Source organism: Paraburkholderia sp. BR10936 (assembly GCF_040965735.1).
GTDB classification, from domain to species: domain Bacteria; phylum Pseudomonadota; class Gammaproteobacteria; order Burkholderiales; family Burkholderiaceae; genus Paraburkholderia; species Paraburkholderia nodosa_A.
Window position 1 is genome coordinate 59,343 of the sequence record NZ_JBFRCM010000018.1, and the last position, 22,286, is coordinate 81,628.

At 65.7% G+C, this 22,286-nt stretch carries 16 protein-coding genes; 9 read left to right on the forward strand and 7 right to left on the reverse strand.

The window, feature by feature from the left end:
• Nucleotides 1-25 precede the first annotated feature (25 nt).
• The 4 genes from phnY to AB4Y36_RS30990 all read right to left on the reverse strand — a co-directional run bounded on the left by phnY (nt 26) and on the right by AB4Y36_RS30990 (nt 5,059).
• The gene (gene phnY, locus AB4Y36_RS30975) at nt 26-1,474 is read right to left on the reverse strand and encodes a phosphonoacetaldehyde dehydrogenase (RefSeq protein ID WP_368685014.1); all 1,449 of its coding nucleotides are present in this window, start codon (nt 1,472-1,474) and stop codon (nt 26-28) included.
• 88 nt (nt 1,475-1,562) lie between these two features.
• Entirely contained in the window at nt 1,563-2,834 is a 1,272-nt protein-coding gene (gene phnA / locus AB4Y36_RS30980; protein WP_368685015.1) for a phosphonoacetate hydrolase, read from the reverse strand.
• Nucleotides 2,818-4,005, reverse strand: a complete 1,188-nt coding sequence (locus AB4Y36_RS30985) for a 2-aminoethylphosphonate--pyruvate transaminase (protein WP_368685016.1) — start codon at nt 4,003-4,005, stop codon at nt 2,818-2,820. The genes phnA and AB4Y36_RS30985 overlap by 17 nt, the downstream gene beginning before the upstream one ends.
• 232 nt (nt 4,006-4,237) lie before the next feature.
• Nucleotides 4,238-5,059 carry a DeoR/GlpR family DNA-binding transcription regulator gene (locus AB4Y36_RS30990; protein ID WP_368685017.1) on the reverse strand — a complete coding sequence of 274 codons (822 nt, stop codon included), beginning with the start codon at nt 5,057-5,059 and terminating at the stop codon, nt 4,238-4,240.
• Nucleotides 5,060-5,349: 290 nt separating this feature from the next.
• Between AB4Y36_RS30990 and AB4Y36_RS30995 the strand changes: the two genes are divergently transcribed.
• The 6 genes from AB4Y36_RS30995 (at nt 5,350) to AB4Y36_RS31020 (ending at nt 14,146) form a co-directional block, all read left to right on the forward strand.
• Nucleotides 5,350-7,830 carry an FAD-dependent oxidoreductase gene (locus tag AB4Y36_RS30995; protein WP_368685018.1) on the forward strand — a complete coding sequence of 827 codons (2,481 nt, stop codon included), beginning with the start codon at nt 5,350-5,352 and terminating at the stop codon, nt 7,828-7,830.
• A 71-nt stretch (nt 7,831-7,901) separates the two neighbouring features.
• Entirely contained in the window at nt 7,902-8,765 is an 864-nt protein-coding gene (locus AB4Y36_RS31000) for a LysR substrate-binding domain-containing protein (protein WP_368685019.1), read from the forward strand.
• Between the two features lie 83 nt (nt 8,766-8,848).
• Nucleotides 8,849-9,238, forward strand: coding sequence for an NUDIX hydrolase (locus tag AB4Y36_RS31005; RefSeq protein WP_368685020.1), 390 nt, complete (start codon nt 8,849-8,851; stop codon nt 9,236-9,238).
• Nucleotides 9,239-9,447: 209 nt separating this feature from the next.
• Nucleotides 9,448-12,390, forward strand: coding sequence for a molybdopterin oxidoreductase family protein (locus AB4Y36_RS31010; protein WP_368685021.1), 2,943 nt, complete (start codon nt 9,448-9,450; stop codon nt 12,388-12,390).
• Between the two features lie 15 nt (nt 12,391-12,405).
• Nucleotides 12,406-13,140, forward strand: coding sequence for a 4Fe-4S dicluster domain-containing protein (locus tag AB4Y36_RS31015; protein WP_368685022.1), 735 nt, complete (start codon nt 12,406-12,408; stop codon nt 13,138-13,140).
• A gap of 52 nt (nt 13,141-13,192) precedes the next feature.
• On the forward strand, nt 13,193-14,146 hold the full coding sequence (locus AB4Y36_RS31020; protein ID WP_368685023.1) for a dimethyl sulfoxide reductase anchor subunit family protein: 954 nt from the start codon (nt 13,193-13,195) through the stop codon (nt 14,144-14,146).
• A gap of 20 nt (nt 14,147-14,166) precedes the next feature.
• On the opposite strand, the gene AB4Y36_RS31025 is transcribed toward AB4Y36_RS31020, so the two are convergent.
• Nucleotides 14,167-14,931, reverse strand: a complete 765-nt coding sequence (locus AB4Y36_RS31025) for an IclR family transcriptional regulator (protein ID WP_342948041.1) — start codon at nt 14,929-14,931, stop codon at nt 14,167-14,169.
• Nucleotides 14,932-15,147: 216 nt separating this feature from the next.
• Here AB4Y36_RS31025 and AB4Y36_RS31030 point away from each other — a divergent pair, with 216 nt between their 5' ends.
• From AB4Y36_RS31030 to AB4Y36_RS31040, 3 genes are read left to right on the forward strand one after another with little or no spacing between them, the layout of a single operon-like run.
• The gene (locus AB4Y36_RS31030; protein ID WP_368685024.1) at nt 15,148-16,602 is read left to right on the forward strand and encodes an aldehyde dehydrogenase family protein; all 1,455 of its coding nucleotides are present in this window, start codon (nt 15,148-15,150) and stop codon (nt 16,600-16,602) included.
• The gene (locus AB4Y36_RS31035) at nt 16,599-18,266 is read left to right on the forward strand and encodes an AMP-binding protein (RefSeq protein ID WP_368685025.1); all 1,668 of its coding nucleotides are present in this window, start codon (nt 16,599-16,601) and stop codon (nt 18,264-18,266) included. The genes AB4Y36_RS31030 and AB4Y36_RS31035 overlap by 4 nt, the downstream gene beginning before the upstream one ends.
• A 58-nt stretch (nt 18,267-18,324) precedes the next feature.
• Nucleotides 18,325-19,707: an MFS transporter gene (locus tag AB4Y36_RS31040; RefSeq protein ID WP_368685026.1), complete on the forward strand. Its 1,383-nt coding sequence runs from the start codon at nt 18,325-18,327 to the stop codon at nt 19,705-19,707.
• 97 nt (nt 19,708-19,804) lie between these two features.
• On the opposite strand, the gene AB4Y36_RS31045 is transcribed toward AB4Y36_RS31040, so the two are convergent.
• The gene (locus tag AB4Y36_RS31045; RefSeq protein WP_368685027.1) at nt 19,805-20,722 is read right to left on the reverse strand and encodes an NAD(P)-dependent oxidoreductase; all 918 of its coding nucleotides are present in this window, start codon (nt 20,720-20,722) and stop codon (nt 19,805-19,807) included.
• A gap of 132 nt (nt 20,723-20,854) precedes the next feature.
• The gene (locus AB4Y36_RS31050; RefSeq protein ID WP_368685028.1) at nt 20,855-22,174 is read right to left on the reverse strand and encodes an MFS transporter; all 1,320 of its coding nucleotides are present in this window, start codon (nt 22,172-22,174) and stop codon (nt 20,855-20,857) included.
• Nucleotides 22,175-22,286 lie beyond the last annotated feature (112 nt).

The window sequence follows — 22,286 nt, forward strand, 5'->3', positions numbered from 1 at the left end:
ATCGCAATCCTGCCGGATGCTGCAGTCACTCCCAGGGCATGGACCAGGTCCTGACGTTGGTGTAGCTCTTCATCGCCTCGACCATGCCTTCCTTGTAGCCGTTGCCGGAGTCCTTGATGCCGCCGAACGGCGACATCTCCGTGCGGTAACCCGGGACTTCCCAGACGTTCACGGTGCCGACCTCCAGCTCGTTGACGAACTTCGTGGTGTAGTCGAGCCGATTCGTGCAGACGCCCGAGGAAAGACCGTAGGCGGTCGAGTTCGAGATGCGGATGATTTCGTCCATCTGGTTTGGAACCCGAATGATCGGAATCACCGGGCCGAAAGTCTCCTCGCGCACGAGTTCGCAGTCGTAGGGCACGTGATCGACGACGGTGGGGGCGAACAGCGCGCCCTGGCGTGGGGCGCCGTAGAGCACGCGTGCGCCGTGCGCTTCGGCGTCGGCCACGCGGCGCTCGAACAGTTGCGCGGCCGCTTCGTTGATGACCGTCCCCACGTCGACACTGGGGTCCATCGGGTCGCCGCACTTGAGCTTCTTCGCGTGCACGAGCACTCGCTCGACGAAGGCATCCGCCACGCTTTCCACCACGAGAATGCGCTTGACCGCCGTGCAGCGCTGGCCGGAATTCTTGGTCGCGCCCGTCACCGCAAGCAGTGCGGCACGGTCGAGGTCGGCGTCTTCCATGACGATGAGCGGGTCGTTGCCGCCCAGTTCCAGCACGGTCCGGCGGTAGCCTGCGTGCTGTGCGATGTACTTGCCCACGCGTACCGAGCCGGTGAACGTGACCAGGTCGCAATGCGGGTCCGTGATCATGCTGTCACCCATCGTGCGCGGATTGCCGGTGACGACGCTCAGCATCTCGGGGGGCAGGCCCGCTTCGTAGAGCACGTCGGCGAGCGCGAGCGCGGTGAGCGGCGTGAGTTCGGTGGGCTTGAGCACCACCCGGTTGTTCGTTGCGATGGCCGGCGCGAGCTTGTGGCTCACCATGTTCAGCGGATGGTTGAACGGCGTGATGGCGGAAATCACGCCGAGCAGCGGCAGACGCGTCGTGAAGATCTTGCGGTTCTTGCCGTTCGGGCTGATGTCGCACGAGTAGACTTCACCGTCGTCCTTGATCGTGAGTTGCGCGGCAAACGACCAGACATCGTAGGCGCGGCTTGCTTCGTAGAGCGAATCTTTCCAGCACAGACCCGACTCCGCTGTGATGAGGCGCGCGAAGTCCTCCTTGCGGTCGCGCAGCGCTTCGGCGGTGGTCTGGAGGATGCGCTGACGCTCGAAGCGCGTGAGGTGCGGGCGCGCGGCGTGCGCTTTGGCGAACGCTTCCTGCACGTGTTCGGGACGGCCCGCGGGCACGGTGCCGACCACTTCGTTCGTGTAGGGATTGAAGACTTCGATCACTTCGTCGGTCGAGACCTGCCGGCCGGCGATGCGCATGGACTCCTGCTTGAATGCGGGTTTGGTCATGACGTTCATCGCATACCTCGTTCTATGATCCGGTTGGGCGCGCCCCCCTCGCGAATGCGAGCGGCGGCGTGCGGGGGCCTTCGTGTTGATACGTGTGTCAAGCGGCGGCGGCTTGTGCGACGTGGTTCAGCGCGACATCGAAGATGTCGAAATTGCGCAGCGCGCGGCCCTGCGGCCAGTCGGTCTTGCGGTTGACAATGAGCGGCACGTCCTGCTCAGAGATCCCGCCATGCGAGCGCAACGGCTCGGTCAGGCCGGAAAAGTCGTGGCGCGCGGCGCTCGTGCCGAACACCTTGGCGCGCGTGCCGACCACGACGATGTCGCCGATCCGGTCGGGCGGCAGCTCGAAGCGCTCGCATGCGGCATCGCTCGTCAGCGCGAGTTCCACGCCCGCGGTGTGGCGCAGCTTGTCGAGCAGCGTCGCCGCGCCTGCGGCGTCGGTGCCCTCCGGGAGGTAGACGGTGGCGAACGAGCCGAGCGCGCCGTGGTGCGCGACGTAGGGATCGGTGATCGGCAGGATCACGCGCGCGCGACCCTTCCCGGTCCACTCGTCGAACAGATCCTGGAGATAGAGCACGTCGGGCTCGCCATTCGCGCGGTGCTTGTCGTTCATGCCGTGGTCCGCCGTGATCGCGAGTACGCAGCCTGCGGCGTCGAGTTCGCCCACGTAGCGGTCGAACATTGCGTAGAAGTCGTTGGCTTTCGGCGCTCCAGGTGCTGCCTTGTGCTGCACGTAGTCGGTCGTCGAGAGATACATCAGGTCGGGGCGAAACGTATCGAGAAGCTTCACGCCGGCGGCGAATACGAACTCGGAGAGATCGGCGGAGTAGACGTCGGGCAGCGGCTTGCCGACGAACGCGAGCACATCGCCGAGACCGTTCTGCTCGCGTGTCGCCTGATCGGCTTTTTCGGCCGAGAACGCGATGGCGCGGCCGCTCGCGAAGTCGAGCCCCTTGCCGAGCAGCGTGCGCAGTTTGTCCTTCGCGGTGACGACCGCCACTTTCGCGCCGGCGTCGTGGAATGCCGCGAAGATCGTGGGTGCGCGCAGGAAACGCGCGTCGTTCATCATCACTTCTTCGCCGCTCGCACGGTCGTAGAAGTAGTTGCCCGCAATACCATGCACTTTAGGCGGGCGGCCCGTGAGGATCGAGAGATTGTTCGGGTTGGTGAAGCTCGGAATCACGCACTGCGCAATGCGGCTCGTGCCGGTGCGCAGCAGCTTGGCCAGATGCGGCGCGCGGCCTGCCTTGATGGCCTCCTCGATATACGCCGGCTCGGAGCCGTCGAGGCAGATCACCACGACGGGCGCGGCGGGAAAGCGGTATTCGCGACCGTTCACGGCCACTGCGGTGTCATTCAGCGTGCTCATTGCATCTCCATTCAGGCTGTTTTTCGATCTGACCGACCATGCCCATTTCCTCGAGGACTTCGCCGATCGCGGCGAGTGCGGCGCGCATTTCCTTTTCGCCGATCCGGCCAATACAGCCGATGCGGAACGAGTCGGCCACGGTCAGCTTGCCCGGATAGATCACGAAGCCGCGCGCCTTCAAACTTTCGTAGAACTGCGCAAAGACGAAGAGTGGGTCCTCGGGCATATGGAACGTGACGATGATCGGCGCCTGCAGCGCGTCCGCGAGCAGCGGCCTGAAGCCGAGCGCGCGCATGCCGTCGAGCAGGATCCGGCAGTTGTTGCGATAGCGTCCCCCGCGACCGGCTACGCCGCCTTCGGCATCGAACTCATCGAGCGCCTGGTGGAAGGCAACGATCACGTGCGTGGGCGGCGTGAAGCGATACTGGCTCGTCTTCTCCATGTTGAGCCACTGGTCGTGCAGGTCGAGCACGAGCGTGGTGGCGTTGCCCTGTGTGCGCTTGAGCGCTTCGACGCGGCAGATCACGAAGCCGAGGCCCGGGACGCCTTCGATGCACTTGTTGGACGATGCGGCGACCGCGTCGATGTGCATGGCCTGCACGTCGATCGGCAACGCGCCGAAGGCGCTCATCGAATCGACGAGATAACCCTTGCCGTATCTGGCCGCCAGTGCGCCGATCTGCGCGATGGGGTTGAGGATGCCCGAGGTCGTCTCGCAGTGAACGGTGAACACGTGCGTGATGGACGGGTTGCTCGCCAGCAGCGCCTCGACCGCGGCGAGGTCCGGCGGCGTGTCCTCGGCCGTTTCGTGCACCACGGTCCTGCGCCCGGCGATATCGAGAATGCGCTTCGCCCGCTTGCCATAGGCGCCGTTGATCAGCACGAGGACCTCGCCGTCGGCGGGCACGAAGGTCGTGAGCATGGCCTCGACGGCGAAGGTGCCCGAACCTTGCATGGGCACCGTCGCCCAGTCGTCCGAACCGTTCGCTATCCTGACGAGTCGCGTGAGCACTGAGCGGTTGATTGCGATGAAGTTCGCATCGCGCGAGCCCCAGTCGTGAACCATTGCCGCTTTGACGGTGCGCGAGGTGGTGAGTGGACCGGGCGTAAGGAGCAGCGGATCGCCGGTTTCTGAAGCTGCAGGGGAGGAAGCCGTGGAAGATGCCGTCATGGGGTGTCTCCGTGAAGGTCTGTTCTGACTGTCTGACTGCGTGTTGAAGTCACTTTAGGCCGCGCAACAAAAACAGTCAATACGCCACTATTTGCCACAACACCAGGGGATACGCGGATGCGTTGCCAGCGATTGCGTCAGATGCGGCGCGGCAAGCGGCAGCGCGACCCGGCACTACGTGCGCGCAGAGGAACGATGTGGAGAGGGATGGGCAAGCGCCCGTGTGTGCGGCTCAGCGCTCGCCGCTAGCGACGATCACTCGCCACTGCTGCAGTTCGAACGCACGAGCGATACGCGGGGGCGGCGGCGCATCGACGACGACGCCTGCGATGTGCGGCACGGGCGTGATCCGCACGGGCGTGCCGTGCTCGAACTTGGTGTGGTCGGCGAGCACGTAGACCGCCTTGCCGGCGTTCATCATCAGATGCCGCTGCTCGGCGGCGAGCCGCGAGTAATCGGTGAATTCGCCCTCCGGCGAGATACCGCTCACGCCGAGAAAAACAAGGTCGACGCGATAGTGGGCGAGCGCGGTCATCGTCTCGATGCCGAATGCCGCTTCGTCGTTCGGCTCGATGTCGCCACCGAGCACGATCACTTTCACGCCGGGCGCGCGGCACAGGAGCAGGCCGATCGGCAGGCTGTTGGTGATGACGGTGAGGTCGCTGTGGTTCGTGAGCGCAGCGGCGAAGCCCAGCGTGGTGGAGCCCGAATCGAGCAGCACGACCATGCCGTCGGCGACGAGCTGCGCCGCAGCGGCGCCGATGGCCGCCTTGCCCGCAGCGTTCGCCGCTTCGCGCGTGGCAAGCGACGGTTCGTCAACCGCGCGCTTCGCCGCGCCGCCGTGGACGAGACTCAGGCGGCCCTGTTCCGCGAGCGCCTTGAGGTCACGACGGATCGTTTCGCGCGAGACGCCGAGCGTCATGCTCATGTCGGCGACACTCACTGAGCCGCTCGCATCGAGGCTTTGCAGAATGTAGTCGGTGCGTCCGACGGCGAGACGGCGGTTCAGCGGCGCGGGTGGAGCAAGGGGTGGGGCGGCGCGGTCATCTGGCATGGTGTTGCCTTTCAGGAAAGGAAATCGCGGCGGTGCCCGTGAACCGGATGCACGAGGATAAGCCACAAAATACCACAAATTGCCGAGCGATTCGTTCCTCTCGAAGAGGGGTGAATCGTCGTTGTATTTTGGCAGGTTCGTGATGCCAAGCCGCCCAGACCAAGCAAATATCCCCCATCAAGCGCACACGTCTTGTGGCAAATCGAGTTGTTTTGTGTGGCATCTTGTTGCATTATTTGGCTTGGTAGCTGTCCTCGCAACGCATTTCACTCCGCATCGAGGCCCACCCTATGCCTACCCCTGTCCCTGCGCATGCGCGCGTCGTGATCATCGGCGGCGGTATCGTCGGCTGCTCCGTGGCTTACCATCTCGCGAAACTCGGTTGGCGCGACATCGTCCTGCTCGAACAGGGCGTGCTCTCGTGCGGTACGACGTGGCACGCGGCGGGCCTGGTCGGCCAGTTGCGCGCGCAGCACAGCATGACGAAGCTCATTCGCTATTCCACGGCCCTTTATGCCGAACTCGAGGCCGAAACGGGGCTGGCCACCGGCTGGAAGCAATGCGGGTCGCTCTCGGTGGCGCGCACGCCGGAGCGGATGACCCAACTGAAACGCACGGCCGCGTCGGCGCGCGCCTATGGCGTGACCTGCGACGTCATCGGGCCGCGGGAGGCGGGCGAGTTGTGGCCGGTGATGCGCGCCGACGACCTGCTTGGCGCCGTCTGGCTCCCGGGTGACGGCAAGGCGAATCCGACTGACCTGACGCAATCGCTCGCGCGCGGCGCGCGCATGCGTGGCGCCCGCGTGGTCGAGAACACGCGAATCACCGCCGTGCACACGGCCGCCACGCGCGCGGGGCGAGTCGTCACCGGAGTCACGTGGCGCAACAAGGACGGCGACGAAGGCACGTTGCAGGCGGATCTCGTCGTGAACTGCGCGGGGCAGTGGGCGAAGGCGATCGGCCGGCTGGCCGGCGTCACGGTGCCCCTGCATTCGGCGGAGCACTATTACATCGTGACCGAGCGCATCGCGGGCGTGCATCCCGATTTGCCCGTCATGCGCGACCCCGACGGCTTCATCTACTTCAAGGAGGAAGTGGGCGGCCTCGTAATGGGCGGCTTCGAGCCGAATGCGAAGCCGTGGGGTATGAACGGGCTTCCGGAGAACTTCGAGTTTCAGCTGCTGCCCGACGACTGGGATCAGTTCGAAGTGCTGATGGAAAATGCATTGCAGCGTGTGCCGGCGCTTGAAACCGCGCAGGTTCGCCAGTTCTACAACGGGCCGGAATCGTTCACGCCGGACAACAATTTCATTCTCGGTGAGGCGCCCGAGTTGCGCGGCTTCTTCGTGGGCGCGGGTTTCAACTCGATGGGCATCGCCTCGGCGGGCGGCGCCGGCATGGCGCTAGCAGAGTGGATCGTGGCCGGCGAGCCGACCATGGATCTCTGGCCCGTGGACATACGCCGCTTTGCGCGCTTCAACGGCAACGACACCTGGCTGCACGACCGCGTCAAGGAAACACTAGGCCTGCACTATGCGATGCCCTGGCCAAATCGGGAACTCGACACGGCGCGGCCATTCCGTCGCTCGCCGCTCCATGCGCTGCTCGCCGCCGATGGCGCCTGCTTTGGCAGCAAAATGGGCTGGGAGCGCGCGAACTTCTTCGCGCCAAAGCCCATCGAGGCGCGCATCGAGTACGCGTTCGGCCAGCAGAACTGGCTGCCGTGGAGCGGCGCGGAGCACCGCGCCTGCCGCGAACGCGTCGCGCTGTTCGACATGACGTCGTTTGCCAAGCTGCTCGTCAAGGGGCGTGACGCGGAAGCTGTCCTGCAGGGCATCGTCGCCAATGACGTAGCCGTGCCGGTCGGCACCACGATCTATTCCGGTATCCTGAACGATCGCGGCGCTTACGAGTCGGACGTCACGCTCACGCGCCTGGCGGAAGACCAGTATCTCGTCGTCACAGGCTCCGCGCAGGCGACGCGTGACTTCGACTACATCGAGAAGGCGATTGGGCACGAGCGGCACTGCGTGCTCGTCGACGTCACCAGCCAGTACGCGGTGCTTGCCGTGATGGGGCCGCACTCGCGGGCACTGCTGCAAAGTGTTTCGAAAGCAGACTGGAGCCCCGCGGCGTTCCCGTTTGGTCAAAGCCGCGAGGTCGATATCGGTTACGCGACCGTGCGCGCAACGCGCGTGTCCTACGTCGGCGAACTGGGCTGGGAGCTATACGTTCCCGTCGAATTCGCCGTAGGCGTCTACGAGACGCTTCGTGCGGCGGGCGAAGCGTACGGCCTTGTGAATGCGGGCTACTACGCGATCGAGTCGTTGCGCCTCGAGAAGGGCTACCGCGCGTGGGGCCGCGAACTCTCGCCCGAGCACAATCCCTTCGAAGCCGGGCTCGCATTTGCATGCAAGCTCGACAAGGACATCGCCTTTCGCGGTCGCGACGTACTTCTGCGGCTGCGCGACCAGCCCTTGCAGCGTCGGCTCGCCGTCTTCAGCGCCGACGGCGCAAGCGATCGCATGCTATGGGGCGGCGAGGGCATTCTGCGCGACGGCAAGCCGGTCGGCTCGGTAACGTCGGCCGCCTTCGGCCACACGCTCGGCTGCCCGGTTGCCATGGGCTATCTCTCGCGCCTGGACGGGCCTGTCGATGCCGCGTGGCTCGCCCAGGGGCGCTATACGATCGACGTGGCGGGAGAGCCGATTCCGGCGACGCTGCATCTGCAAGCGCCATACGACCCGCGCTCGTTGCGCACGAAGAGTTGACTGAATCATTGCGGGCAACTGAAGGGCTGCACGCGAGCGGGTCAACGGCATCGTCCTCCCAAGGTGGCAACATGCATTACGCGCAATTGCGGGCATTTCATGCGGTGGCGGAGCAGGGCGGCTTTTCGAAGGCCGCCCGTGCGCTTGCGCTGACACAGCCGGCGATTTCCGATCACGTGCGGCGCCTCGAACAGGACTATGGCGTACGACTTTTCGAGCGCACCGCGCGGGGTGTCGAACCGACGGACCTCGGCCGGCGCCTCTACGCGGTGACGCGCCAGATGGTGGCCTGCGAGCGCGACGCCCGCCGCCTGCTCGAAGCCGCGGGCGAACTCGAGTCGGGCGAGCTTTCCCTCGTTGCCGATGCACCGGACCTGGCGATGAGGCTGATCGGCGCGTTCCGGATGCGCCATCCGGGGATCGTGGTGAAACTCTCGGTGGCCAACGCGACCGAGTGCATGCAGCGCGTGCTAGCCGGTGTTGTCGATGCCGCGATCTCTGCCGCGCGGGTCGTGCATGCCGGCCTGGAAACGCGGGTGCTGTGCGAGGCGCCGCTTGCCGCCGTCGTTCCTGCCAGCAGCGCGCTCGCCACACAGGCAGCGCTCAGCTACGAGGCGCTCGTGCGCGAACCGATGATCTTCCGCGAAACGCAATCCGTCACGCAGCAACTGCTCGAAGCGGAGCTGGTGCGCAAGGGCCTGCAAGTGCGTCCCGTGCTGTACGTGGAAAGTCGCGAAGCATTGCAAACCGCCATCGCGCAGGGCGTTGGCGTGGGTGTCATCGCGCGTACGGAGTTCGGTGGCTCGCCGGGCGTCCGCGCGATTGCGCTTGCCGACTGCCGGGTCCGCATGATCGAGTCGCTGGCGCGGCTCGCCGACCGTCCGGCGTCGAACCTCCTCGATGCACTGTTTAGTACCGACCCCGTATCGACCTGACTTCGGGCTCGATGCTTGCTACCCGAGGCGGAACAACGATCGACTCATACGAAACAGAGGGCCTCTATCATGAAACGCGAAGCATGAAAGAACGAGCAACTATCGTGTGCTGGCAGCAAGGACGGATTCTCCTCGTCGAACGGGGGCGATCGCGATGGTCGCTGCCCGGCGGCACGATCCGGCGCGCGGAGTCGCCGGCGGACGCTGCCGTACGTGAACTCAATGAAGAGACGACGCTCGAGGGCTGCGAGCTGGGATACCTGTTCCAGTTTGGCGGACTCAACAAGCGGCACCACGTCTTTTTCTCCGTGCTGCACGACGACGCGAGACCTATGCCGAATAACGAGATTCTAAGGTGCCGATGGTTTCGTCCCCAGAAGGTCTCGACACTGATTACCAGCGTGCCGACACGGGAAATCGTCGATCTCCTGTTCGGTCATGAAATCAAGCAAACCACGCTCGTGCGCGCGTAACGCGCTCTGCCGCCGAGCGGCCTCGCTGACCGCAGCGCTGTCCAGTCATCGAATCCAGACGCCAATCCCCGCGCGTCGCCCGCAACTATCGGGCGGGCTGATGAATGAGATCGCAAATTGCGAGTTTTTCTATTTGCCGCTCATTTATACGATATTCATTGTCCGCACAGTGTTTGTGCGGCCGCACCGCAAGCGCATCTGGAGGAGCGATGGAACATCAGCCCCGCACGCAGAACGAAAAGCTCGAGGTCAAGACCACGACATGCTACATGTGCGCGTGCCGCTGTGGCATACGCGTGCATCTTCGCGACGGCGAGGTTCGGTATATCGACGGCAATCCCGAGCATCCGCTTAATCAGGGCGTAATCTGCGCCAAAGGCTCGTCGGGCATCATGAAGCAGTATTCGCCGGCGCGCCTCACGCAGCCGCTGCTGCGCAAACCGGACGCCTTGCGCGGCACCGCCCAGTTCGAGCCCATCTCGTGGGAAGCGGCGTTCGACATGCTGGAAAAGCGCCTCGCGCATTTGCGCGCGACCGACCCGAGGCAATTCGCGCTCTTCACGGGCCGCGACCAGATGCAGGCCCTCACGGGCTTGTTCGCCAAACAGTTCGGCACCCCAAACTATGCGGCGCACGGCGGCTTCTGCTCGGCGAACATGGCGGCCGGCATGATCTATACGTTGGGCGGCTCGTTCTGGGAGTTCGGTGGGCCGGACCTCGACCGCGCGAGACTGTTCTTCATGATCGGCACGGCGGAGGACCATCACTCGAATCCGCTGAAGATTGCGATTTCGAAGTTCAAGCGCGCGGGCGGCCGCTTCATCGCCATCAATCCGATCCGCACGGGCTACGCGGCAATCGCCGATGAGTGGGTGCCGATCCGTCCCGGCACGGATGGTGCGCTGTTCATGGCGCTCATGCGTGAGCTGATCGAACAGAATGCGTATGACCGCGAGTTCGTCGAGCGCTATACGAATGCCGGTGAACTGCTCGATATGCGCGCCGACAGCGATACGTACGGCCTGTTCGTGCAGGACCCGGCGGTCGAAGTGCGCAATCCGCTGTTTCCGCAGAATCACCTGTGGTGGGACGCCGCGAGCCAGCGCGAAGTGCCGCATCATGCGCCGGGCGTGCGTCCCGCGCTGGAAGGGCGCTATACGCTCGCAGACGGCACGCCGGTCGCGCCATCGTTCGGGTTGCTGCGCGAGCAGGTTGCCGACTGCACGCCGGAGTGGGCGGCGCAGATCACCGGCATTCCCGCCGCCACGATCCGCCGGCTGGCTCAGGAAATGGCCGATGTCGCGCGCGATCAAAAGGTCACATTGCCGATTCAGTGGACCGACGCCTGGGGCGAGACGCACGAAACCGTGACGGGTGCGCCCATTGCCTTTCACGCCATGCGCGGGCTCGCCGCTCACTCGAACGGCTTTCAGTCGATACGCGGCCTCGCCGTGCTGATGTCGCTGCTCGGCACGATCGACCGGCCCGGCGGTTTCCGGCACAAGTCGCCTTACCCGCGCGCCGTGCCGCCTTCGGCGAAGCCGCCCAACAGCCCCGACGACGTGAAGCCGAACACGCCGCTCGCGAACGGTCCGCTGGGCTGGCCCGCCGCGCCGGAGGATCTGTTTATCGACGCCAAGGGCGAGCCCGTGCGCATCGACAAGGCGTTTTCGTGGGAGTATCCGCTCGCCGTGCATGGCTTGATGCATAGCGTCATTACGAACGCGTGGCGGGGCGATCCGTATCCCATCGATACGCTGTTGATCTTCATGGCCAACATGGCGTGGAATTCGTCGATGAACACGGTGGAAGTCCGCAAGATGCTCGCGGACAAGCACGAGAACGGTGAGTACAAGATTCCGTTCATCGTGGTGTGCGATGCGTTCCAGTCGGAGATGACGGCCTTCGCCGACCTGATTCTGCCCGACACGACCTACCTCGAACGCCACGACGCGATGTCGATGCTCGACCGGCCCATTTCCGAGTTCGACGGTCCGGTGGACTCCGTGCGCGTGCCGGTCGTCCCGCCGACGGGCGAATGCAAGCCGTTCCAGGAAGTGCTCGTCGAGCTGGCGAGCCGCCTGAAGCTGCCGGCTTTCACGACGCCCGAAGGCACGCGCAAATACCGCGACTATCCGGACTTCATCATCAATCACCAGACGGCGCCGGGCTCCGGCGTGGGCTTCCTGATCGGCTGGCGCGGCAAGGACGGCGAGAAGGCGCTGGTTGGCGAACCGAACCCGCGGCAGTGGCAGGAGTATGCGAAGCACAACTGCGTCTACCACTACACGCTGCCCGAGTCGCTGCAGTACATGCGCAACTGCAACGGGCCTTATCTGGACTTCGCTGTCGAAAAGGGCTTTCGCAAGTTCAACGAGCCGATCGTCATCGCGCTTTACTCGGACGTGATGCAGAAGTTCCGGCTCGCCGCCCAAGGCAAGACCAAGGGCCGGCAACCGCCCGAGCATTTGCGCGCGCGCATCGAGCAATACTTCGACCCGCTGCCGTTCTGGCATCCGCCGCTCGAGCACGACGCGACCGATCACGCGCAGTATCCGCTCGCGGCCGTCACGCAGCGTCCCATGGCGATGTACCACTCGTGGGACTCGCAGAACGCCTGGCTGCGGCAGATTCATGGCGAGAACTATCTGTACATGAATCCGCGCACGGCGGCGGCACAGGGCATCGAGGACGGCGGCTGGATCTACGTCGAATCGCAATGGGGCAAGGTGCGCTGCCTCGCGCGCTACAGCGAGGCGGTCGAGCCCGGCACGGTCTGGACATGGAACGCCATCGGCAAGTCGGCGGGCGCGTGGAATCTCGGACCCGACGCGAACGAATCGCAGCGCGGCTTCCTGCTGAACCACCTGATCGCCGACGAGATTCCCGTCAAGCGCGGCGGTCACACGCGCACGTCGAACTCCGATCCGATCACGGGGCAGGCCGCATGGTACGACGTGCGCGTGCGCATCTATCCGGCGGAGGCGCACGCCGACCACACGCTGCCGCAGTTCGCCCCCATGCCCGCGCTGCCCGGCTCCGTCGGCGCAGGGGCGGGGGCAGGGGGCATCATCCATCGCGTCGCGCAGGCGTATTTCGCCGGGCGCGGCGAGTTTGCCGCGCGGCTTGCGAAAGCCGCGCAACGCAAGTGAAACGGAGAGCATGCGATGACACAGATGGCGCTCGTGATCGATCTGAACGTCTGCGTGGGCTGCCACGCGTGCGTGACGAGCTGCAAGGAATGGAACACGTCGGGCGAGGCGGGCAGTCTCGCCGACTTTCGCCCGTATGACGCCGATCCATCGGGCACGTTCTTCAACCGGGTGCAGACGTTCGAAGCGGGCGAGTTTCCGCTTGCCGACACCGTTCATTTTCCCAAGTCCTGCCTGCACTGCGAGGACCCGCCGTGCGTGCCGGTCTGTCCGACCGGGGCAAGCTACAAGCGCAAGGAAGACGGCCTCGTGCTGGTCGACTACGACCGCTGCATCGGCTGCAAGTACTGCGCGTGGGCCTGCCCCTACGGCGCGCGCGAAATCGACGAAGCGCGCAAGGAAATGACCAAGTGCACGCTGTGCTCCGACCGCATCTACAACGAAGCGCTGCCGGAGCGCGACCGCAAGCCCGCGTGCGTGCTCGCGTGCCCGACCTCGGCGCGCCTCTTTGGCGACATTCACGATCCGGAGTCGGTCGTGTCGAAGGCGATCCGCGAACGGGGCGGCTATCAGCTGATGCCCGAGTGGGGAACCCGGCCGTCGAATCACTATTTACCGCGTCAACCGGTGACGTCCTGCGGTAGCGGCTCGTGTTCGTGCAAGACGCCGGGCGCGGGTGAGACCGATACGCTCGATGCGCAGGTCGAACACGGCGCGCTCAATCTCGCGTCGATCGCCACGCGCGTATGAGCACGTCAGCGCGCCCGCATGGCGCACCCCGAATCGTAGAGTGGAGAACGGTATGAATCCGGCATTTTCCGTGGTGTTTCTCACCACGCTGAGCGGTGCGGGCCAGGGCTTGCTGATCGCGCTCGTCGGCGTGGAGCTGGCGCAACGGCTCGGCTTCGGCGACGTGGCAGCGGTTCCGGCGATGTTCTATGTCGTTGGTGCGGCGCTTTCGTGCGCACTAGGCGCATTGGGGCTCGTGGCGTCGTTCTTCCATCTCGGCCATCCCGAGCGGGCTTGGCGGGCCATTGCGATGTGGCGTACCTCGTGGCTGTCGCGCGAATGCCTTTGTCTTCCCGCGTTTCTGGCCTGCACGTTCGCTTATGGTCTCGCGCACCTGCTTGGGGCCTCGTATTCGCTGGCAATCGGGGGCGTGGCTGTCGTCGCGAGCCTGCTGCTGTTCGTGTGCACCGCGATGATCTACGCGTGCCTGCGCTTTCTCCAGGAGTGGGCAACGCCGCTCACGCTGGTCAATTTCGTCTTGCTCGGCTGCGCGTCCGGCTTCACGCTCGCAACCGCGTGCGCCGCGAGATTCGCACCGGCCATGGCGGTGCCGCTCGCCGTCTGCGCATGCGTGTTGACGCTGGCGGGCTGCGCGTCGCGCACGGCCTCGCTGGTCCGCAATGCGCGTCTGCGTCCGAAATCGACTGTGCAAAGTGCGACCGGCATTCGCGCGGCACATGTCGAGCAGAAGTCGCGGGGATTTACGGCGGGCGCTTTCAATCTGCGCGAGTTCTTTCACGGCAAGACGCCAGGCGCGCTCAAACGCATCAAGTGGACGTTCCTGATCGCGGCGTTCCTCGCTCCTTTCTGCCTCGTGGCGATCGGCGGCGGCATTCGATCCGTTGGACCCTCGTTCGCGGTGTTTTGCCTGGCGACTGTGATCCAGTACGCGGGCCTGGTGGCGGAGCGCTGGTTTTTCTTTGCTGAAGCGCGGCATCCGCAGAATCTCTACTATCAGCGTTCATAATTCGCGCGCTCCACGTCCCTCTACTCGCGGAACGTTTTCGCGGTTTCCGTTGCGGCATGCCTCAGGTCGGGCACGAAGGCGAGCAGGTCGTCGAGCGCGACTCGCCCGACCGGCGCCTGGACGGCGATTGCCGCGCACGCACGGTTGCGGTCCAGCATCACGGGCACGGCGATCGCGATCAAGCCCTGTAAATGCTCCTGATTGTTGATCGCGAGCTGCCGCCGGCGCGTTACCGCCAGCTCTTTGCGCAACGCTTCGCGGTCGGTGATCGTTTGCTCCGAGTGGGCGCGCAGCGGCAGCGTATCGATCATGCGGTCGCGCCGCTCCTTGGGCAAAAAGCTCAGCAGCAGCTTGCCGCTTGCCGAACAGTGCAGCGGCACGTGCGAGCCCGGCTGCAGATGCATGCGCAGCGGCCATTCGGTCTCCACGCGGTCGACATAGACCACGTCGTTGCCGGCGAGCATGGTGAGATTGCAGGTCTCGCCAATCTTTTCGACGAGCTGCTCGAGCAGCAAGTGCCGCGCCGCCGCCGGCCCCGCGTGCATCAGCACGTTCACCGCCATCATTCTCACGCGTGCCGAACATTCGTAGAGCTTGTCGTTGGCGCCGCGTGTGACGAGCCACGCGTCGGTGAGCTGGGCCAGGATGCGGTGCACCGTCTGCTTGGGCAAGCCGAGCGCATCGACCAGATCCGTCATCGCCAAAGGACGGCCCGCCTGGGCTAGCGTTTCCAGCACGCGAAACGCGCGCACTGCCGCCGCATTCGATTGGTTCGAGGTGGACACGCTTGTCTCCTGCGTCGCTTGCCTTGTGCGATCGACGCTAGCTTCCCGTCATTGTGCATCTTCCAATGCGATTTTCGGGACTGGTGAAAGTCCCGAAAATCGCATATTCCGCGCCTTGATAGTCGTGCGTCTTTGATTGCGCGGGAATCGGGACTCGCATTCACGCGCCGATGAATAGATTGGCAGTACAGCCAATTATTTGATCGGAGCGCGCCGATGAATGTGAGAGAGACCGTCGCCAACGCCGCCGGTGCGGGCAAACCCGAGGCGCCCGCCCCGCAGATCGCCGCGCTCGTGGCGCGTGCGCGTGCGGCGCAGCAAGCGTTCGAGTTCGCCGGACAGGCAACCCTGGACACCGCTGCAGCAGCAGCCGCGTGGGCGATCATGGAGCCCGGCCGAAACCGCGAGCTAGCCGAGCTGGCGGTGCGCGACACGGGACTCGGGAACGCCGACGACAAGTTCCGCAAGAACTACCGCAAGACGCTCGGGCTGCTGCGCGACCTGCATGGGAAAAAGACCTGCGGCGTGATTGCTCGTGACGAGGCCACAGGCATCGTCGAAATCGCGCGCGCGGTGGGGGTGGTCGCGGCGATCACGCCCTCCACCAATCCGGCCGCGACGCCCGCCAACAAGATCGTCAACGCGCTCAAATGCGGCAATGCGGTGATCGTCGCGCCTTCGCCGAAGGGCTATGGCGCGTGCGAGGCGCTCATCGGCTTCATCCACGCCCAGTTCGCCAAGGCGGGGCTGGACCCGGCGCTCGTGCAGATGCTGCCCGCGCCCGTGGACAAGGCCGCCACCGCGGCCCTGATGCGCGAGGCCGACCTCGTCGTCGCGACGGGCTCTCAGGCCAATGTGCGCATGGCCTACGCCAGCGGCACGCCGGCCTTTGGCGTAGGGGCCGGCAACGTGGCGTCGATCGTGACGCGCACGGCGAACCTGCGCGATGCGGCGTACAAGATCGCCGCGTCGAAGACCTTCGACAACGCGACGAGCTGCTCGTCGGAGAACAGCGTCGTGATCGACGAGGCGGTTTACGACGCGATGCTGCACGAACTCGCCGCCTGTGGCGGCGTGCTGCTCGACGCGCAGCAAAAGGCGCAATTGCAGGCGGCGATGTGGACCGACGGCAAGCTCTCGTCGCGTTGCACCGCTAAATCCGCGGCGCAGATCGCGCGCGCCGCCGGCCTCGACGAGGTGGCAGAGGTCGCGGCGCACACAGGCGCGTTCCTGATGGTCGAGGAGAGCGGCTTCGGCGCGGCGCACCCGTTTTCGGGCGAAAAGCTCGCGCCGGTGCTCACGGTCTATCGCGCGCGCGATTTCGACGCTGCGGCGGATATCGTGCGCAGCCTCTACGCGTATATGGGAGCGGGTCACTCGGTCGGCCTGCATACCGACGATCCGGATCAAGCCGTGACGCTGGGTTCGACGCTGCCGGTGGCGCGCGTGATCGTCAACCAGGCGCATTGCTTCGCGACGGGCGGCAACTTCGACAACGGCCTGCCGTTCTCGCTCTCGATGGGCTGTGGGACCTGGGGGCGCAACAACTTCTCGGACAATCTCGGCTTTCGCCAGTACCTGAATGTCACGCGCGTGGCGTACCCCATCACGGAGCGCGTTCCCGAACTCGACACCTTGCTCGGCGACTATTTCCGGAGGTTCGGCCCATGAGCGCGCCCGCCACGATCCGCGCGCTGATCGAAACCCGCGCCGCACAGTATCCGGACAAGCCCTTCCTGCTGGCCGCGCCCGACGAAGGCGCCAGCGAAGACGCCGGCGCAGTCGCCGAGAGCGTCACGGCAGGCGCGACGTTGACCTTTGGCGCGCTGCTCGAGCGTTGCCGCACGCTCGAGAGCCGCTTTCGCGACGCCGGCCTCAAGCCGGGCGATGTCGTTTCGGTCCTGATGGGCAACGGCATCCAGACTGCCACGCTGCTGCTCGGCGCGATGTACAGCGGACTGATCGCGCATCCGCTCAACCTGCTTTGCCAGGCGTCCCAGCTCGCCTATATCGTCGAGCACTCGGATACGCGGATGATCTTCGCGAGCGCGCAGACCAGCGGCGCCCTCGAAGCGGCGCTCGCCGCGCTGCGCGAGCAGGGCATGTCGCGCCACATCGCGCTCGTGCGCACGCAGCCGGATGCCGTTGCGTTGCCGGTGCTGCCCGCACTCGAAACTGTGGCCGCCCATGAGGCGAGCGCTGTTCCGGCGGCGGCGAGCCTCGCGGGCCTCCCGGTCCTGGAATCCGCGCGCGTGGAAGAAGCCCGGTCCGGGCCCGATGCGGCCGACATCGCCCTGCTGATGTACACCTCGGGCACGACCGGCGCGCCCAAGGGCGTGCTGCTCAGCCACGCAAGCCTCCATGCGAACGCGCGCAACATCAGCCTCGAGCACCGGCTCGCCGACGACGACCGCGTGCTGGCATCGCTGCCGCTCTACCACATCAACGGGCTCGTCGTGACCTTGCTTGCGCCGCTCTGGCACGCGGGCTCGGTCGTGCTGACGCCGCGTTTCTCCGGGCGCACGTTCTGGCGCGACGCCGCCAGCTACGGCTGCACGTGGATCAACGTGGTGCCGACCATCGTCGCCTATCTCCTCAACGGCGACGAACCGAGCGGACTCGACCTCTCGGCGCTCAAGTTCTGCCGCAGCGCGTCGGCTGCGCTGCCCGCCGACCATCATCGCGCGTTCGAGGCGCGCTTCGGTATCGGCGTCATCGAAACGATGGGGATGACCGAGACCGCCGCGCCTGTCTTTAGCAATCCGTACGATGCATCGCGGCGCCGCATTGGCAGCATCGGCCTGCCATCGGGCGGCGAAGCGCGCGTGATCGACCGTGACGGCCGTGAATGCGGACCGAACGAGTGCGGCGAAATCGTGCTGCGCGGCGCCCAGGTCATGCGCGGCTACTACAAGCGCGGCGAGGACACGGCGAAGGCGTTCACCGCCGACGGCTGGCTGCGCACCGGCGACCTGGGCTATCGCGACGACGAAGGCTACTTCTATATCAATGGCCGCTCGAAGGAACTGATCATCAAGGGCGGCGAGAACATCGCGCCGCGCGAGATCGACGAGGCGCTGCTGCGCCATCCGGGCGTGCTCGACGCGGCGGCCGTCGGCGTGCCCGATCCCGCCTATGGGCAGGAGATCGTCGCGTTCGTGGTAGCGCGCGAGGCTCACTGGCAGGGCGCGCCCGACGCGGACGCTCTGCGCGAGCACTGCCTGCGCGAACTGGGCCGCTACAAAACACCAAAAGAATTCCGCTTCGTGAACGAACTGCCGCGCGGCCCCTCAGGGAAGGTCCAGCGGCTGAAGCTCGTGACGCCCTCGGGCTGAGACACGACTAGACGCATCCGACCCGGCGACACAAAAGAGAGACTCAGGAGACGACGACATGAAGCAGCACGCCCAGCGCGTCAAGACGCGCCATATCATTCTCGCGGTCATGTGCCTGATGTACTTTATTTCGTACATCGACCGCGTGAACATCGCGGTCGCGGGACCGCTGATCCGCCACGAAATGGGCCTGAGCGCGGTACAGCTCGGCCTGGTATTTTCCGCATTCGCCTACCCCTATGCCGTCATGCAGATCATCGGCGGCTGGCTTTCGGACAAGTTCGGTCCGAAGATCGTGCTCACTGTGCTTTCGTTGATCTGGGGCGCGGCGACGCTCGCCACGGGCTTTGCCGGCAGTGTCGCGATGCTGGTGGGGCTGCGCTTCGCGCTCGGCGTGGGCGAGGGCGGGGCGTTTCCCACGGCCACCCGCGCTTTCACATACTGGATGCCGGTGGGCGAACGCGGCTTCGCGCAGGGCATCACACACAGCTTCGCGCGCCTGGGCGGCGCGGTCACGCCGCCGCTCGTGCTCGCGGTGGTCGTGGCAGGGGGCTGGCGCGACGCGTTCATCCTGCTCGGCATCGCGAGCCTCATGTGGACGGTGCTCTATCTGTTCGTGTTCACGAATTCGCCGGAACAGAACCGGCGCGTCACGCCCGAAGAGACCGCCGAGATCGGCTATTGCAAGGGCGACTGCGACCGCGCGAAGCGCGCGGCGACACCGTGGCGCAAGCTCGTGCGGCGCATGTGGCTCGTCACGTTCGTCGACTTCTGCTATGGCTGGCTGTTGTGGGTCTATCTCACGTGGCTGCCGTCGTATCTGAAGGAGTCGCGCGGCTTCGACCTCAAGCAGCTCGCGCTCTTCACGGCGCTGCCGCTGCTCGCGGGCGTGGTGGGCGATACGCTCGGCGGCGTGGTCTCCGACCGGATCTACAAGTGGACGGGCCGGCTGCGCTTCGCGCGCTGCTCGGTGCTCGTGACGGGCATGGGCGGCTCGCTCATTTTCCTGCTGCCGATGGTGTCTGTCGCGAACCCGATAGTCGCGGTGCTCTACCTCTCCGCTTCGTTCTTCTTCCTGGAGATCACGAATCCGGTGCTGTGGACGCTGCCGCTCGATATCGCCGGCAAGTACGCGGGTACGGCGGGCGGCATGATGAACACGGGCTTCGGCATTGCGGGGATGGTGTCGCCGGTCGTGTTCGGCTACCTGATCCAGCACACCGGCAGCTACAACGTGCCGTTCATGATCTCGGCGGGATTGCTGGCGCTGGGCATCGTCGCGGCGCTCTTCATCGATACCTCACGCACGGTCGAGGCCGACGAGGAACGCGAGCGGCGCATGGGCCCGGAAGAGGCAGGGGCCTTCGCGTTCCTCGACAGCATGCCGGCGGTGCGGCTCGAACGGCACACGCTGCGGCGCCCGCTGCGCTGGTGGCGCTGAGCCACGCGGGGGGCGAGGCGTGAGGCAGGGCATGCGGCAGCCCTGAAGGCATCCAGCGGCTTCCGGTGCCTTGCGAGGGCCGCCGCCCAGGTACGTCTTATGCGCCGCCGTCGAGCTTGCGCAGACGCCAGATGAGGCTCGACGTGTCGAAGCGGCTGCCGCCCAGGCGCTGCACGTCGCCGTAGAACTGGTCGACTAGCGCCGTGACCGGCAGCGCCGCGCCGTTGCGCTTCGCTTCGTCGAGGCAGACGCCGAGGTCCTTGCGCATCCAGTCCACGGCGAAGCCGAAGTCGAACTTGTTGGCCATCATGGTCTTGCCGCGGTTGTCCATCTGCCAGCTCGCGGCGGCGCCCTTGCCGATCACGTCGAGCACGAGCGCCATGTCGAGCCCGGCGCGCTCGCCGAAGTTGATCGCCTCGGAAAGCCCCTGCACGAGGCCCGCGATGCAGATCTGATTGACCATCTTGGCGAGCTGGCCGGCGCCCGCCGCGCCCACCAGCGTCACGGCCGCCCCGTAGTGGGCGAGCGTGGGCTTCGCGCGCTCGAAGGCCGCGGCTTCGCCGCCGCACATGATCGTGAGCTTGCCGTTCTGGGCGCCCGCCTGGCCGCCCGACACGGGCGCGTCGATGAAATGCAGGCCATGTTCGGCGGCTTGGGCCGAAAGCTCGCGCGCCACGTTGGCGGAGGCGGTCGTGTGGTCGGCAAACACGGCGTCGCGCGCCATGCCGGCGAAGGCGCCGTCCGCGCCGAGCGTGATGCTGCGCAGGTCGTCGTCGTTGCCGACGCAGGCGAGCACCAGATCGGCGCCCTGGGCCGCTTCGCGCGGCGTGGCGGCCGCGCGGCCGCCGTATTCGGCGACCCATTGCGCGGCCTTTTCAGCGGTGCGGTTGTAGACCGTGACGTCGAGCCCGGCCTTGGCGAGATGACCGGCCATGGGATGGCCCATCACGCCAAGGCCCAGGAACGCGACACGGTGTACCGGATTGGGGGCGGACGAGGATACGGATTGGCTCACAGTGGCTCCTTGGGGTGGGGTTTGAGGCTGGGGCGCTCTCATTATCTCAGCTATCGGCGCGGCGCCTGGGCGGCGTCGGCACGAGGCGGCGCCGGCCTGGACTCAACCTGGACTCAAGGATAGGGCCCCTCTTCACCGCGCCCCGCTGATGGCGAGATGCCGCGTGTGATGGCGGCGACCCACCCAGGCGGCCGAGAGTGCGCTCACGAGACCCGCGAACATCGTGTAGAGGCAGATGAGCCACGGATCGCCGCCGTTGCGCTGCAAGAGCCAGGTCGCGATGATCGGGCTGATGCCGCTCGCGAAGATGCCGGAGAACTGATAGACGAACGAGATGCCGGAGTAGCGCACGTTGGCATCGAACAGCTCCGCGAAGAGCGCCGCCTCGGGCCCGTAGACCGAAGCGTAAATGACGCCCAGCGGAATGATCACGGCGATCCACACGAACACCGGCGAGCCGCCGCTGTGCTTCATGAGCCAGAAGCCGAAGAACGACGACAAGCCCGTGAAGAGCGAGCCCCAGAAGTAGATGCGCGTCCTGCCGACGCGGTCCGAAAGGCGGCCGAAAAACGGAATCGTGAAGATCATCGTGAAAGCGGCCGCCATCACGGCGAGCAGGGCGTCGGTGCGCGAGAGTTTGAGCGTCTGCGTGAGATAAGCGATCGTGAAAACGGCGAAGACGTTGAAGAACACACCATCGATGAAGCGTGCGCCCATGCCGGCGAGCACGTTGCCGGGATAGCGGCTGAGCACCTCGGCGATCGGCACGCGGACTTCGGCGCCCTGTTGCTTCACGCGTTCGAACTCCGGTGTTTCCAGCACACGCAGGCGGATATACATGCCGATCGCCACGAGCGCGAAGGAAAGGAAGAACGCCACGCGCCAGCCCCACGCGAGAAACTGCGCATTGCTGAGCACGGACGAAAGCAGGGCGACCACGCCCGACGCGAGGCAGAGCCCGATCGCGAGACCGATCTGCGGAATGCTCGCATAGAGGCCGCGCTTGCCTTCGGGCGCGTATTCGAACGACATTAGCACGGCGCCGCCCCATTCGCCGCCAAGGCCCAGGCCCTGCGCCACACGCAGGACGAGCAGCAGCGCGGGCGCCCACAGGCCGATCTGCGCATAGGTCGGCACGGTGCCGATCAACACGGTCGCGACGCCCATGATCGACAGCGTCAAGATCAGCATGCTTTTGCGGCCGAGCCGGTCGCCGAAGTGACCGAACACGATGCCGCCGAGCGGACGGCTCAGGAAGCCCACCGCGAAGGTGCCGTAGGCGAGCATCGTCGAGATGAGGGGATCGCCGCTCGGGAAATAGAGCTTGTTGAATACGATGCCGGCGACGACGCCGTAGAGGAAGAAGTCGTACCACTCGATGGTCGCGCCGATCAGGCTCGCGACGACCACGCGCCTCATCTGCCTGGCGTCGGTGCGGGGCAATGCGTTCATGGCTGTCTCCTTTTTGGGCGCACCTGGTGCGGTGCGGTTCCTTGAAAAGCAGGTTTTTTCGTCAGGTATCCTTTGTTTGCTGCGTGTCGTTTCGGTGCTGCATGGACTACTT